Source organism: Streptomyces sp. NPDC088554, assembly GCF_044752945.1.
GTDB lineage: Bacteria > Actinomycetota > Actinomycetes > Streptomycetales > Streptomycetaceae > Streptomyces.
Window position 1 is genome coordinate 61,181 of record NZ_JBIVMF010000028.1, and the last position, 12,894, is coordinate 74,074.

The 12,894-nt window shown below is 69.2% G+C and carries 13 protein-coding genes and 2 tRNA genes; 9 read left to right on the forward strand and 6 right to left on the reverse strand.

The features are described 5' to 3' along the window. Positions 1 to 18: 18 nt before the first annotated feature. The 5 genes from ACIP8W_RS27130 to ACIP8W_RS27150 form a co-directional block, all read right to left on the reverse strand. Positions 19 to 828 (reverse strand): ABC transporter permease, encoded by an 810-nt coding sequence (locus ACIP8W_RS27130; RefSeq protein ID WP_401957266.1) that lies wholly within the window; start codon positions 826 to 828, stop codon positions 19 to 21. After that, positions 825 to 1,811 carry an ABC transporter ATP-binding protein gene (locus ACIP8W_RS27135; RefSeq protein WP_401957269.1) on the reverse strand — a complete coding sequence of 329 codons (987 nt, stop codon included), beginning with the start codon at positions 1,809 to 1,811 and terminating at the stop codon, positions 825 to 827. The genes ACIP8W_RS27130 and ACIP8W_RS27135 overlap by 4 nt, the downstream gene beginning before the upstream one ends. A 137-nt stretch (positions 1,812 to 1,948) precedes the next feature. Continuing rightward, positions 1,949 to 2,021 (reverse strand) — tRNA-Gly (locus ACIP8W_RS27140). A gap of 106 nt (positions 2,022 to 2,127) precedes the next feature. Then, positions 2,128 to 2,199, reverse strand: a tRNA-Gly gene (locus ACIP8W_RS27145). A gap of 315 nt (positions 2,200 to 2,514) precedes the next feature. After that, a complete protein-coding gene (locus ACIP8W_RS27150) occupies positions 2,515 to 2,850 on the reverse strand; it encodes an Lsr2 family protein (protein WP_401957272.1) in 336 nt (111 codons plus the stop codon). 505 nt (positions 2,851 to 3,355) lie between these two features. Here ACIP8W_RS27150 and purS point away from each other — a divergent pair. The 6 genes from purS (at position 3,356) to ACIP8W_RS27180 (ending at position 8,779) form a co-directional block, all read left to right on the forward strand. Then, positions 3,356 to 3,625: a phosphoribosylformylglycinamidine synthase subunit PurS gene (purS, locus tag ACIP8W_RS27155; RefSeq protein WP_401957273.1), complete on the forward strand. Its 270-nt coding sequence runs from the start codon at positions 3,356 to 3,358 to the stop codon at positions 3,623 to 3,625. Then, entirely contained in the window at positions 3,622 to 4,302 is a 681-nt protein-coding gene (purQ, locus tag ACIP8W_RS27160; RefSeq protein ID WP_401957275.1) for a phosphoribosylformylglycinamidine synthase subunit PurQ, read from the forward strand. Before purS ends, purQ begins: the two co-directional genes overlap by 4 nt. Next, positions 4,302 to 6,560, forward strand: a complete 2,259-nt coding sequence (gene purL, locus ACIP8W_RS27165; protein WP_401957278.1) for a phosphoribosylformylglycinamidine synthase subunit PurL — start codon at positions 4,302 to 4,304, stop codon at positions 6,558 to 6,560. Before purQ ends, purL begins: the two co-directional genes overlap by 1 nt. Before the next feature lie 113 nt (positions 6,561 to 6,673). Then, positions 6,674 to 7,195 carry an ArsR/SmtB family transcription factor gene (locus ACIP8W_RS27170; RefSeq protein ID WP_402204979.1) on the forward strand — a complete coding sequence of 174 codons (522 nt, stop codon included), beginning with the start codon at positions 6,674 to 6,676 and terminating at the stop codon, positions 7,193 to 7,195. Positions 7,196 to 7,238: 43 nt separating this feature from the next. Beyond that, positions 7,239 to 8,114, forward strand: a complete 876-nt coding sequence (locus ACIP8W_RS27175; protein WP_402204981.1) for a peptidoglycan DD-metalloendopeptidase family protein — start codon at positions 7,239 to 7,241, stop codon at positions 8,112 to 8,114. After that, positions 8,111 to 8,779, forward strand: coding sequence for a hypothetical protein (locus ACIP8W_RS27180; RefSeq protein ID WP_402204983.1), 669 nt, complete (start codon positions 8,111 to 8,113; stop codon positions 8,777 to 8,779). The genes ACIP8W_RS27175 and ACIP8W_RS27180 overlap by 4 nt, the downstream gene beginning before the upstream one ends. An 82-nt stretch (positions 8,780 to 8,861) precedes the next feature. On the opposite strand, the gene ACIP8W_RS27185 is transcribed toward ACIP8W_RS27180, so the two are convergent. Beyond that, positions 8,862 to 10,436: a DegT/DnrJ/EryC1/StrS family aminotransferase gene (locus tag ACIP8W_RS27185; RefSeq protein WP_402154288.1), complete on the reverse strand. Its 1,575-nt coding sequence runs from the start codon at positions 10,434 to 10,436 to the stop codon at positions 8,862 to 8,864. A gap of 155 nt (positions 10,437 to 10,591) precedes the next feature. On the opposite strand from ACIP8W_RS27185, the gene ACIP8W_RS27190 reads away from it, so the two are divergent. The 3 genes from ACIP8W_RS27190 (at position 10,592) to ACIP8W_RS27200 (ending at position 12,770) form a co-directional block, all read left to right on the forward strand. Then, positions 10,592 to 11,905, forward strand: coding sequence for a helix-turn-helix transcriptional regulator (locus ACIP8W_RS27190; RefSeq protein WP_402154290.1), 1,314 nt, complete (start codon positions 10,592 to 10,594; stop codon positions 11,903 to 11,905). 124 nt (positions 11,906 to 12,029) lie between these two features. Beyond that, a complete protein-coding gene (locus tag ACIP8W_RS27195) occupies positions 12,030 to 12,224 on the forward strand; it encodes a hypothetical protein (RefSeq protein WP_402154291.1) in 195 nt (64 codons plus the stop codon). Positions 12,225 to 12,500: 276 nt separating this feature from the next. Further along, the gene (locus ACIP8W_RS27200; RefSeq protein WP_402204985.1) at positions 12,501 to 12,770 is read left to right on the forward strand and encodes a hypothetical protein; all 270 of its coding nucleotides are present in this window, start codon (positions 12,501 to 12,503) and stop codon (positions 12,768 to 12,770) included. Positions 12,771 to 12,894: the final 124 nt, after the last annotated feature.

The window sequence follows — 12,894 nt, forward strand, 5'->3', positions numbered from 1 at the left end:
GCCGTGACATCGGGCTCCTCAACGCCGGGGTTCCCAGCGGAACCACTTCCGTACAGCAAACAGCGACACCACGATCCAGGCCACGGTCGTCAGCGCCGCGCCGCCCAGGTCGTGCGCGCCGACCCCACCCAGCCAGCCGGCCCGGATCAGGGTCATCGCGCCCGTCATCGGCAGCATCTCGCAGAAGGCGGCCAGGTTGTCGGGCATCACCGTCAGCGGTACGAAGAGCCCGGAGCCCACGATCGAGACCAGGAACAGCGGCATGATGGTGATCTGCGCGCTCTCCACGGTACGGGTGAACGCCGAGGTCACGGCCGCCAGCGCGACGAGCACCAGGATGCCGCCGAGCAGCCCGGCCACCAGCAGATCGGCCCGCTGCGGCGCCCGGCCCCCGAGGAAGGCGACCCCGGCCGCGACCAGCACCACGGACTGGAGGAGCGCCAGCGCGACGGCGGGCAGCGCGGTCCCGGTGAGGATCTCCGTGTCGGACGCCTCGACCGTACGGAGCCGCTTGAGGACCAGGTCCTCACGGCGGGAGGTGTACGCGGCGGCGAGGTTGGCGTAGACGGCCATGATCAGCACCATGCCGATGCTGCCGATCATCGCCAGCTCGATGACGGTCGGTCCGCCCTTGTCCGGGTCGATGCCGTTGAGCGAGGACTTGAACCCCCCGATCGTGATGATCGGGACGAGCACCGCGACGAACAGGGCGGTCCTGTTCCTGAGCAGCAGCGTGCACTCGGCGCGCCCGAGGGCCGCGAGCCGCCCGACAGTGGTGGTCATCGCGCCCGTGCTGGTCGTTCCCGTACCCACTGTTCCCGTACTCATCGTGCGACCACCGTCTCAGCCGTTTCCACCGTGTTGATCGAGCTGTCGGCGCCCGCGTCCGCGTTCTGTGACGCGATGCTGAGGAACGCCTCTTCGAGCGAGGCCGACCGGGCGTCCAGCGATCCCAGCTGGACGTTCAACTCATCGGCCCAGCGAAGGAGTTCGCCCAGGTCCTGCTGGACCTTCCGGGTGCGGATCTCGACGCGCTGTCCGTCCGCGCCCGCCCGCAGCGACAACGGCAGCTGTCCCACCGGGACTTCGGGCGGCAGTGTGAAACGGATCCGGCCCGGCTGCGCCGCCGTCACCTCGGCGGGCGTCCCGGAGACCACGATGCGGCCCTGGTGCATGATCGCCAGCCGGTCGGCGAGGGACTCGGCCTCCTCCAGGTAGTGCGTGGTCAGCAGGACCGTGGTCCCTCCGTCGCGCAGCTCGCGCACCAACTCCCAGGTGTCGCGCCGCCCTTCGGCGTCCAGCCCGGTCGTCGGCTCGTCCAGGAAGAGCACTTCGGGCCGGCCGAGCAGCGCGAGCGCCAGGTCGAGGCGGCGCCGTTCGCCGCCGGAGAGCTGCTTGACCCGTACGTCCGCGCGCTTCCCGAGCCCGACCAGATCCAGCGCCTCACCGGTCGGCCGCGCCCCACTCGTACAGCCCGCGCACATCCGTACGGTCTCGGCGACCGTCAGGTCGGACGGGAATCCGCCTTCCTGGAGCATCACCCCCACCCGGGGCCGGACCGCCCGCCGCTCCTTGTACGGGTCGTGCCCCAGCACCCGCACCGAGCCCCCGCTCGGCCGGGCGAGGCCCTCCAGCAGTTCGACGGTGGAGGTCTTGCCGGCGCCGTTGGTCCCGAGCAGCGCGAACAGCTCGCCACGGGGTACGGAGAAGGAGATGCCGTTCACAGCGGTGAAGCCGCCGACGTACGAGCGCCGCAGTTCCCGCACCTCGATCACAGGGGGTCCGCCGGTCGCTCCAGAAGAGTCAGTCATGTCTTCCAGGTTTCCGCCGGGCGGGCGGATCGGGCAGTGCGCTCTGTCACCGTGCCCGATGACAAATGTCATCGGGCATCAAGGTGATGGCACAACGAAGAAGGCCCCGATCCAAGGATCGGGGCCTTCTCGCTCTGAGCGGACGACCAGGTTCGAACTGGCGACCTCAACCTTGGCAAGGTTGCGCTCTACCAACTGAGCTACGTCCGCATCGCACCGGTCGATCGGTGCGGCCACCACTCTACCTGATCCTTTTGGCCTGTCCGAACCGATTGAGCGGATCGGACCCGACCGGCAGGGGCCGGAGAGTGCTGAGAGCGGGTGACAGGGATTGCACACTGCGCCTCCCCCTTGGAAAGGGGGCGTTCTACTACTGAACTACACCCGCACGCTGCGTTGGGTTTTGGCTTTTCGGCCTTGCCCCTCGGCGTGTTCCAAACTCTAGCGGATCAATAGGGGTGCTTGGCAACTCGGTGCGGGGCCACGTCACTCGGCGCCCTTCGAGGCCCGGGGGCGGGGCCGGGTGCCGGGGTCGACGACCGGAGCCGGGGCCCGGGAGCCGGTGGCCGGGCCGGGTGGCCGGCGCCTCGCGCTCGACGCGCTCGGCCCCGGCCGCCGTGCTCGTCACCCGTACTCGGCCCGCCGTACGCAGCCGTCGCGCTCGGCCTGTCGCGCTCGGCCCGTCGTACTCAACTCGCCGTACTCAACTCGCCTCGCTGAACGCCTCGTAGACCCGCTTGGGGATCCGGCCGCGCGCCGGTACGTCCAGCTTGTGGGCCTGTGCCCAGGCGCGGACGGCCGCCGGGTCGGGGGCGAGGGCGGTGTGCCGGTACGTTGTGCGGGTCATACCGTTCTTGCTCGCGTTTGACTGCTTTCGCCCTGCTGCGACAAAGGGCGCCAGGGCCTTGCGCAGTTTCTTCGCGTTGACGGGGTTGAGATCGATCTCGTACGACTTCCCGTCCAGGCCGAACGCGACTGTTTCCGCCGCTTCTCCGCCGTCGATGTCGTCGGAGAGAGTGACCACTACGCGTTGTGCCACGGATATCGATCCTTTCTTGCGGTACCACCCGTGCCCGGCATGTGCAGGATCCATGATGTGAGGGTGCTGCGGAGGATCCGTGCTGGCATGCGACAGCGCACGGCGATACCGGCCTTCCGGCTGTTATGGGGCAATAATTCTTTCCGCTGTATTCCTTTGTACAGCGGCGGGCGCCATATTGTGAAGCCCGGCCAATTACGTCAGCGTGTCACGCGCCAATGAGGTATGCGATTTTTTTTCCCGGATTTTCCTCTGCGAACGCCGGGGCGACACCGCGCCGCCCCGGGGAACAACGCCGGGGCGGCGCGGGAAACAGCGTCGGGCCGACGCGGGAAACAGTCGGAACGGCCTCCGGGCATATCTACCCGCGTAGATTTTTGGGCCGGGTACGCTGAGGGTGTTTCGGGGGGTCTGGGGGATTCCCCGCAGGCCGCAGCGGAGCGCAGCCGCAACGCAGCGGCACGCAACAGCGAGAACCAGCCGCACCACACCACCGGGAGTGCCAGTGGCACGCGTCGTAGTCGACGTCATGCTCAAGCCGGAGATCCTCGACCCCCAGGGCCAGGCCGTGCAGCGCGCACTGCCCCGCCTTGGCTTCGAGGGCATCGCCGACGTTCGCCAGGGAAAGCGTTTCGAGCTGGAGGTGGCGGATCCGGTCGACGAGGCCGCCCTCGCCCGCATCCACGAGATGGCCGAAACTTTTCTCGCCAACACCGTCATCGAGGACTTCGTGATCAAGGTCGAGAAGGCCGGGAACGGCGAGGAACCGAAGTGACTTCTCGTATCGGAGTCGTCACCTTCCCCGGCACCCTCGACGACCAGGACAGTCTGCGCGCCGCCCGGATCGCCGGGGCGGAGCCCGTACAGCTGTGGCACCGCGACAAGGATCTGAAGCAGGTCGACGCGGTTGTCCTGGCGGGCGGTTTCAGTTACGGCGATTATCTGCGGGCGGGCGCCATCTCGCGCTTCTCGCCGGTGATGGAAACGATCATCGAGCAGGCGAAGGCCGGTATGCCGGTTCTCGGCATCTGCAACGGCTTCCAGATCCTCACGGAGTCGCATCTCCTTCCGGGCGCGATGCTCCGTAACAACCATCTCCACTTCATCTGCCGCGATCAGAAACTGCGGGTGGAGAGCGCGGACACCGCCTGGACCGCCGATTATTCGGCGGGCCAGGAAATTTCCGTACCCCTCAAGAACATCGACGGCCGGTACGTCGCCGACGAGCGCACGCTCGATGAGCTGGAGGCCGAGGGGCGGGTCGCGTTCCGTTATCTGGACGGCAACCCCAACGGCTCGCTGCGGGACATCGCCGGCGTCACCAACGCGGCCGGCAATGTCGTCGGCCTGATGCCGCACCCCGAGCACGCCGTGGAACCGCTGATCGGTACGGGCCGTACCGACGGCCTCGGATTCTTCACCTCCGTTCTGAAGAAGCTGGTAAGCGCCTGATGACCATCAAGAACCTCGACACGGTCAAGCACGCGGGCTCCACCCCGGACGTCGAGCAGCCCTGGAAGGAGCTGGGCCTCAAGGCGGACGAGTACGCCCGGATCCGCGAGATCCTGGAGCGCCGTCCGACCGGCGCCGAGCTGGCGATGTACTCCGTGATGTGGTCCGAGCACTGCTCGTACAAGAGCAGCAAGGTGCATCTGCGGCAGTTCGGCGAGAAGGCCCCGGACAACGACGCGATGCTCGTCGGTATCGGTGAGAACGCGGGCGTCGTGGACGTCGGCCAGGGGTACGCGGTCACCTTCAAGGTCGAGTCGCACAACCACCCGTCGTACATCGAGCCCTACCAGGGCGCGGCCACCGGCGTCGGTGGCATCGTCCGCGACATCCTCGCCATGGGCGCGCGCCCGGTCGCCGTCGTCGACCCGCTGCGCTTCGGCGCCGCCGACCACCCCGACACCAAGCGCGTCCTGCCGGGCGTCGTCGCGGGAATCGGCGGTTACGGGAACTGTCTGGGCCTGCCGAACATCGGCGGCGAGGTCGTCTTCGATGCCTGCTACCAGGGCAACCCGCTGGTCAACGCGGGCTGCATCGGTGTGATGAAGCACGACGACATCCACCTGGCGCAGGCGTCCGGCCCCGGCAACAAGGTCATCCTGTACGGCGCCCGCACGGGCGGTGACGGCATCGGCGGGGTATCGGTGCTCGCCTCCGAGACCTTCGAATCGACCGGTCCTGCCAAGCGGCCCGCCGTCCAGGTCGGTGACCCGTTCCAGGAGAAGCTGCTCATCGAGTGCACCCTGGAGATCTTCGCCGAGAAGCTCGTCGCCGGTATCCAGGACCTCGGCGGCGCGGGCCTGTCCTGCGCGACGAGCGAGCTGGCGTCCGCCGGTTCCGGTGGGATGCGGGTCGAGCTGGACACCGTACCGCTGCGTGACGCGACCCTCTCGCCCGAGGAAATCCTCATGAGCGAGTCGCAGGAGCGCATGTGCGCGGTCGTCGAGCCCGACAAGGTCGACCGGTTCATGGAGATCTGCGAGAAGTGGGACGTCATCGCCACCGTCATCGGTGAGGTGACCGAGGGTGAGCGGCTGGAGATCTTCTGGCACGGCGAGCAGATCGTCGACGTACCGCCGCGCTCCGTCGCCCACGACGGTCCGGTGTACGAGCGGCCCTACGCGCGCCCCGAGTGGCAGGACGCCCTCCAGGCCGACGACGCCAACAAGCTTCCCCGCCCGGCCACTTCGGCCGAGCTGCGGGAGCAGGTGCTCGCGCTGGTGGCCTCGCCGAACCAGGCGTCGAAGGCGTGGATCACCGACCAGTACGACCGTTTCGTCCAGGGCAACACGGTGCTGGCCCAGCCCGAGGACGCGGGCATGGTCCGCATCGACGAGAACACCAACCTCGGTGTGGCCATGGCGACGGACGGCAACGGGCGGTACGCGAAGCTCGACCCTTACACGGGCGCGCAGTTGGCGCTGGCCGAGGCGTACCGCAACGTCGCCGCGTCCGGTGCCAAGCCGCTGGCCATCTCCGACTGCCTGAACTTCGGCTCGCCCGAAGACCCGGACGTCATGTGGCAGTTCGCCGAGGCGACGCGTGGACTGGCCGACGGCTGCCTCCAGTTGGGCACCCCGGTGACCGGCGGCAACGTCTCGCTCTACAACCAGACGGGCGACACGGCGATCCACCCGACGCCGGTCGTCGCGGTGCTCGGTGTGATCGACGACGTCACACGCCGTACGCCGATCGCCTTCGCGGAAGAGGGCCAGCTCCTCTACCTGCTGGGCGACACCCGCGAGGAGTTCGGCGGTTCGGCCTGGTCGCAGGTTGTCCACGACCACCTCGGCGGGCTGCCCCCGGCGGTCGACCTCGACCGCGAGAAGCTCCTCGGCGAGATCCTGATCTCCGGCTCGCGCGACGGCATGATCGACGCGGCGCACGACCTGAGCGACGGCGGCCTGATCCAGGCGGTCACCGAGTCCTGCCTGCGCGGCGGACACGGCGCGCGGCTGGTCGTCCCGGACGGGCTCGACGCGTTCACCTTCCTGCTCAGCGAGTCGGCGGGCCGCGCGGTGGTCTCCGTACCGCGCAGCGAGGAGCTGCGCTTCACCGACATGTGCGGCGCGCGCGGGCTCCCGGCGACCCGGATCGGTGTGGTCGACGGCGAAGTGGTCGAGGTTCAGGGCGAGTTCGGCATCCCGCTGGCCGAGCTGAAGGACGCGCACGAGGCGACGATCCCGGCGCTGCTGGCCTGATCCGACGGACAGCCCCTGCCCGGTGTCATGGTGACACCGGGCAGGGGCTTTTTCGTGGAGCCACTTGTATTGGATTACGTAATTACGTAAATTGAGGATATGGAGTCTGGTCGATGGCGGAGACGGACCTTGAGCGGCGTGTCGCGGAGCTGGAGCGCCGGCTCGCGGCGCTGGAGGAAGCGGCGGGCGGAGCTGCCCCTGCTGCCGAATCCCGTCCGAGCGAAGGGGACTTCTGGGCACTCCAGGGCCTGAAGGAGTGGCTGGAGCCGGCCGGACCGGGGGGCGGGGTCCTCTATACGGGCGCGGTCCAGCTCCCGACGGAGGAGCGGTACGAGTGGCAGTACGCCGCCCTCACCGACACCCTCCTGGACGCCGACTGGTCCCTCGCCGCCGAATCCTTCGCGGCGCTGGGGCACGCGGTACGCCTGCGGCTCCTCCGCGAGATCCTCGCGGGCCGGCGCACCGCCGCCGAACTCGCGGACCTGGAGGGCCTGGGCACCACCGGCCAGATCTACCACCACCTGCGCCTCCTCACCGCCGCGGGCTGGCTCCGCACGGTGGGACGGGGCCGGTACGAGGTGCCGGGGGGCCGGGTCGTACCGCTGCTGGTGTGCCTGACGGCGGCGCGGCCGTAGCGGCGTGGTTCCGTGAACGACGTTTTGCTGTTCTGGGGGAAACATGAGGTTACGCAAGCTCGCCAACACCCTCTACCGAGTGGGGATGTTGGTCTATGTGGCCCTGATACTGGGGGACTTGACCGGCCTGTGGCGCTTCTCGCCATGGGTGCTCATACCGTTCGCGACGGCTCTGGTGGCCCTGTTCTTCGTCGCGCGGAGAACGGGCCGCAAGGCCGCCGAGAAGCGGCGCACCCCACCGCCGCCGTTGGAGGTGGCGGTGCCGGTGACGGGGAGCTGGACCGCGCTCAACAGCCCGGCGGACAAGGTGCCGAGCCATGGCACGCACGGGTACGGGCAGACGTACGCGATCGACATCGTGGCGGACCCGGAGCCCGGTAGTGGTGGAACCCGCCCGGCCTTCGCCAAGGTGTGGCCGATAGTCCGCCGCAACCGGGACTTCCCCGCCTTCGACCAGCCCATCCTCGCGGTGGCCGATGCCACGGTCGTCCACGCCGGCGGCGGCCAGCGCGACCATCTGAGCCGCAACTCCCTTCCGGCGCTTGGCTACTTGATGCTGCTGGAAAGTGGCGTACGTGAGATCGGCGGCGCCCGCTTCATAGTCGGCAACCACCTGGTGCTCGACCTGGGCGACGGTACGTACGCGATGTACGCTCACCTCCGGCGCGGCTCCCTCAGCGTCCGCGCGGGAGACCGCGTACACGCGGGCCAGGTTCTGGCCCGCTGCGGAAACTCCGGCAACTCCACCGAGCCCCACCTCCACTTCCAGCTGATGGACCACCCGGACCTGGACGTGGCGCAGGGCGTGCCGTTCACCTGGCAGGGCATCGGAGTTCCGGCGAACGGAGAGGCGTTCGGGGGAGTGGAGCGGCAGGACCGGCGCGCGAGCGCTGAACGAGTGGAGGAAACCGGACGATGACCCCGCAGAATCCCGTCCCCCCGGAGGTGCCTTCGGAGGTGCCTTCGAAGGTCTCCCCGGAAGTCTCCCCGGCCATCGATGAGGCTGTCGATGAAGCCATCGACGCGGATGAAGGCAGCGCGGTCGGCTTCTTCTGGGTCACCTCCCGGGGCGTATATCTGGGCGGCCCCTTGATCTGGTCGTCGGCCTCCGAGGTGCTTCTGACCTCGGAAGGGGTACGGATATCCGGGTCGCGCGGCGAACTGCCGGGGCCACATGGCGAATCGCCCGAGCCGCGTGAGGAGTTCTGGGCAACCTGGGAGGACGTACGGGCGGTCACGGTCACCGGCGCGAAGGTGGTGTCCATGGCACGCCGGGTCCTCTCCAAGGTGGTGGAGATCGGCCTTGCCGCTATAGAGGTGTTGGCCATCGACCCGCTGTCGATGACAGTGACGGTGGAGACCAGCACCGAAACGGTGGAGGTGACGGTCCACTGCGCGGTGGATATCGGCTACACCGAGAGGGACGCCGACCTCTCCCACCGCCTGCTGGAACGTTGCGGGACAGGCGACTTCCCGGCGGAGGAGATACGCCAGTGGCTGCTGGCGCTCCCCCTGGACCGGGCGAAGCTCTCGGCGCCCGAGCGCGAACGACTGCTGAGGCAGTGGGCGGGCGGGGCCGAGTAGATACGGGCCGGGTGGGCCGCCGGGCGAAGCGGCGTACGAGCCACAGGGCTCTGCCGCCCACCACGTGTACCGACGCGACGCACTACATCGCCACCCAGCACCTCGAAGGCGATTTCCCGGGCGGCGCCGTCGATCTGAGGTACCGGTTCACACTCCGCGACGACCGCATCGGGATCACGTCCAGGCCGGGCATGTCGGCGAACTGCTCGCTCAGGTAGCGGGCGATCTCGGCCCGGCCTGCGAGGTAGCCGTCGAGGCGGCCGAGCTGGTCGTGGGCGAGGGCGGCGGCCAGCGGGTGGATGCGGAGCTTGAGGCCGGAGCCGGTGACCGCGTACCGCGCAAGCGGATGGCCTTGCGGGATCTCCGACTTGGCCCGCTTGTTGTAGTGCGCGAAGGTCAGCACCCGGTAGTACGTGTCGTCGTCGTCGGTGAGGACGAACCCGCCCTCGCCTCCGGACAGCGGCTTGGGGCCGTTGAGGGAGAACGCCCCGGCGAGGCCGAACGTGCCGACCTTCTGCCCGCCGTGGGAGGCGCCGTGGGCGTGGGAGCCGTCCTCCAGCAGGGCCAGCTTGTGGGTCTCGGCGATGGCCCGCAGCGCGAGCATGGCGGCCGGGCGGCCCCACAGGTGGGTGACCATGATGGCCCTCGTGCGGGGCGTGATCAGCTCCTCCACCCGGGTCGGGTCGATGTAGCGCCCGGCCTTCTTCGACGCGTAGCAGGAGGCGACGAAGGCGGCGTGGGCGAGGTGCTGCTCGGGGCCGGAGGTGTTGGGGCGCTCCCCGTCCAGGACCCGGCAGAAGTAGTCGATCTGGGCGGTCGCGGCACTCGCTGGGGCCTGCGGGCGGGACAGCTCCTCGACCACCGTGCCGTCCAGGGCGAGGCGCTGGACCTGGCCCTTCGTCAACAGGACCGAGCCACGGGTGCCGACGACGTGCAGCTTCTCGGTCTTGGGGGCCATCCAGCGCGAGAGCAGGATCGAGCCGTAGAGGTCGGAGTCGTAGCCGAGCTGGATGACGGCGGTGTCCTCGGCGTCGTATCCGCCCTCGGGCACGGCGGAGGCCGAGAGTTCGGCGAGCACCCGGGTCGGCATGCCGAAGTACCACAGCAGCAGGTCGACCAGGTGGTAGCCCATGTCGATGATGCAGCCGCCGCCGGCCTGGCTGACGTCCCCGCGCCAGCCGCCGCCGGGGTCGTCGGTGTGGAAGGTGTACTGGCCGTCGATCAGGAACGGCGTGCCAATCTGGTCCAGCAGCTGCGGCACGGACGTGTAGAGCGGGTTGAAGCGCCGCTGGAGGGTCACCATCAGCTCCACCCGTCCTGCCTCGCAGATCGACGCGAGCTCGCGGGCCTCCGGCAGGGAGGTGGCGAACGGCTTCTCCTTCAGCACGTGCACACCCCGCTCCGCGCACTCCTGGACCACGGCCCGGCCCGCGTGGTGCGGGACCGCGACGATCACGAAGTCCGGCTTCACCGCGTCCAGCAGGTCGCCGGAGCGGGTGAACCCCGGCACCTGGTGGGCGTCCTGCTGGGCCTTCAGGGCGCGCGGGTCGCTGTCGCAGACCGCGACCAGCTCGGCCCTGCCGGACCCGAGCAGGCCGGGCAGGTGGTCTTCGAGCGCCTGGTGGCCGAGACCGATGACGGCGGCTCGACGTTTCATGAGCAGACTCCTTCCGCTTCGTGCGAGAACTTGTCGATGCGTGTCGAGTACAGCCCAACGGACAGTCACCGAACAGGCGTTTTCTGTAGTCCCGGGGTAGTCCCGCCCTCGCTCGCAGTAGGCTCGCCGTCACTGTCGATGATGGAATTGGGCCCGTGGACGACGCGATCCGGCACCCCCTCGCCTACGCACGCGACCTGCGCGACTGGTCGCAGTCGGACCTCGCCCTGCGCATGGACCGGGCAGCCCGCAAGCACGGGCTCCGCTCCGGCGCGGACAAGGCCGCCGTCAGCAAATGGGAGACCTGGCGCAAGGTCCCCAGTGCGGAGACCCAGGTCTGGATCGCCGCTGCCTTCGAGGTCCCACCCGAGGACGTCGAGATGTTCGGCTGGCCGGACTGGCTGCCGGGCCACGACATCCCGCTGCCGCTGGGCTCCGCGTACACCGTCCAAGCACTTCGAGAGGCCCAGAGAACCGCGATGGACCGCCGCACCTTCATGACCCTCAGCGCCGTGTCGCTGGCCGGCCTCGCCTCCCAGTGGGCCCGTATCGAGCCGGACCGCCTGACCACCGCGCTGAACGGCAAGCGCGTGGACACCGAGCTGGTCGACTGGCTGGAGGACACCAGCGCGAAGCTGACGGCCCTGCCGACCGAACAGCGCCAGCACACCGCCCGGTTGATGGACGCCCACCTCGCCACCGTGACGGACCTGATCGCCGACGGCCGATACAGCGAGCCGACCGGCCGGCGTCTGCACGTCCTGGCGGCGTCCCTGGCCACCACCTGCGGCTGGCACCGCTTTGACCAGGGCCGCCACTCGGCCGCCGGCCGCCTGTGGACCTCGGCTCTGCACAGCTCCCACGCCGTCGGCGCCCGGGACTTCGGCGCTGGTGTGCTCTCCGACTTCGCCTACCAGTCGAACTGGCTCGGCAAGCCCAACATCTCCGTGGACCTCCTCGGCAACGCGCTCTCCCGCACCGAGCACCCCACCGCCCGGTCCCTGCTCTTCCTGCGCAGGGCACGCGCGCATGCCGCCCTCGGCGAACGCTCCGACTGCTACCGCGACCTGACAGCCGCCGAGACCGAACTGTCCGCCACCGCCTTGGATCCGGCCCCCGGCTGGTGCGCGTGGATGAGCCCGGCCGACCTCGCCGTCGACTCCGGCCAGTGCATGCTCGACCTCGGACAGACCGATCTCGCACACGCCCGCATCACCGAGGGCATGAGCCTGCTGCCCCGCGCCCGCGACAAGACCCGCGGCATCTTCCTCACCTACGAGGCCCGCAACCTCCTCAAGGCCCGCGACGTCGAACAGGCCCTCGCCGTCACCAACGAGTCCCTCGACCTCGCCACCCGCATCGGCGCCCAGCGGTGCGTCACCCTGGTGCGCGACCTCGCGCCGGCCTTCAAGCCTTACCGGCAGGTGGACGGCGTCCCGGAGTTCCTGGAGCGGCTCAAGGCCGCCTGAACGCCGGATTGCGCTCCTTGAGTGAAGACGGCCACGCGGGGGCGACCCGGCGGGGCATCCTGGAGCGGCGCGATCACGCGGACAGACGGAAAGGGCGGTGCCGGCGGTGCCGATGGGGGTCTCGGTGAGCAACCCGCCCCATCCCGACCTCGGCAAGCTGGTCCGGCACAAGCGCGACGGCCGGACCGGGACGATCAGCGGACAGCTGGTCGAACGGGACCTCGAAACGGACAAGGTCCGCCGCCGCCGAATCTTCGTTCGACCGCGTGGCGGCGGGTTCGAATGGGAGGCCGACCCCAAGGACCTCGAACCCGCGTGAGAACGAGCGTGCGACGCTCGCAGAATCGCCCGTCCGGTCGCGCCGTCTCGTCAGATCTTGCCGCTCGTAGCGTTACGTGACGATCGTGACGGAACGTCACTCGCATAAATGAACGGTTGCGCGAGTTCTGAGAGACCCCCGAATCGGGTCCGTTTTGTCCGGGTCCAGCGTCGCAGAAAACCTCTCAAAAGTCCGGCGTTCTGCGAGGTGCTTCTGAGGGGCTTCTCGCATGGATCTGACGCCCGATCAGGCAGCATCTGCGGTCGAACGTCGCGAATGCCCGAAGTGCGAGGCCCCGGCCGGGAGTCCGTGCCGGACGATGGGCGGGAAGGCCGCGACGAAATATCACACGCCACGTTCCGGGTGGGCCGCCGGGCGAAGCGGCGTACGAGCCACAGGGCTCTGCCGCCCACCACGTGTACCGACGCGACGCACTACATCGCCACCCAGCACCTCGAAGGCGATTTCCCGGGCGGCGCCGTCGATCTGAGGTACCGGTTCACACTCCGCGACGACCGCATCGAACGGCTGGTCATCGCCCCCTGAACCCATTCCCGAGCCCGCCCCCGAGCCCACTCTCCCGCATCCAGTGTCCGATGGCTTGTCGGCGGGGGATTTGGTCGAGGCGGATGGTGACGGTGGCGGGGGTGCGGTGGCAGTGGCAGGTGTA